General features: G+C 44.4%; 1 protein-coding gene. It reads left to right on the top strand.

Annotated features, from left to right (window positions below; all coding sequences use genetic code 11):
- On the top strand, nucleotides 1–1,098 hold a 1,098-nt coding region (locus FTV12_RS16380), incomplete at both ends, for an efflux RND transporter permease subunit (RefSeq protein ID WP_180034346.1).

Genomic DNA, 1,098 nt, shown 5'->3' with positions numbered 1-1,098 from the left:
GACCTCTCACACAAAGTGAACGCTTTAAGGAAGTTTTTCTGGCTGCCCGCCAAGCACGTCGTCCTCTTATTTTTGGTCAGCTTATTATTTTGGTGGTGTATTTGCCGATTTTTGCTTTAAGTGGTGTAGAAGCAAAACTATTTCATCCGATGGCTTTAACCGTTGTTCTCGCACTGGTGGCAGCTATTATTTTATCGATCACCTTTGTGCCCGCTGCAGTTGCTTTATGGGTTAAAGGGGAGATCAAAGAAACGGAAAGCCGTTGGATGATCTGGCTCAAAACCCGATATCAACAGATATTGGATGGAGCCTATCATTACAAAGCGGTGGTTTTAACTTTTGCCATTTGTCTCCTGGTCATTACGGGTCTGCTCAGCACGAAGATTGGCAGTGAGTTTGCACCCCAGCTGAGTGAAGGTGATTTTGCGGTACAGCAATTACGTTCTCCAAGCACAGGCTTGGAAGAGTCTTTACGTATTCAGGAAAATACCGAAAAGCTTTTACTGAAAAACTTTCCCGAAATTAAAGCTATATTTGCCCGTACCGGGACTGCTGAAGTGGCGACAGATGTGATGCCACCGAATATTTCCGATGGTTATATCATGCTGAAACCACGTGAGGAATGGCCAGATTCAAAAGAAAGCCTAGATGCACTTCGAACCCGTATGGAAGCTTATCTTGCGACAATTCCCGGCAATAACAGTGAGTTTTCTCAGCCTATTGAGCTACGTTTTAATGAACTGATTTCAGGTATACGCAGTGATGTGGGGGTGAAGGTTTTTGGTGATGACATGCAGGTTTTGAATACTGAGGCTGCAAAAATCGCGAAAATCATTCAGCAAGTCGCAGGTAGCAGTGCGGTGAAAGTTGAACAAACTTCGGGTCTGCCTTTACTCAATGTAGAGATTGATAAAGCTTTAGCTGCCCAGTATGGCTTGAGTGTGAAATCTATTCAGGATGTGGTGGCTGCAAGTATTGGTGGACAAAGCGTGGGAGAGATTTTAGAAGGCGATCGTCGTTTTGATTTTGTTATCCGTCTTGGAGAGCAAGACCGTAGTGTCGCATCTGTTTCCCAGTTACCTATTCAGCTTCCAAATG

Origin of the sequence: Acinetobacter sp. YH12233 (assembly GCF_013417725.1) — a bacterium.
GTDB lineage: Bacteria > Pseudomonadota > Gammaproteobacteria > Pseudomonadales > Moraxellaceae > Acinetobacter.
Note: the sequence above shows the minus strand (reverse complement) of the source record. Positions and strands in the feature narration are given on the sequence as shown.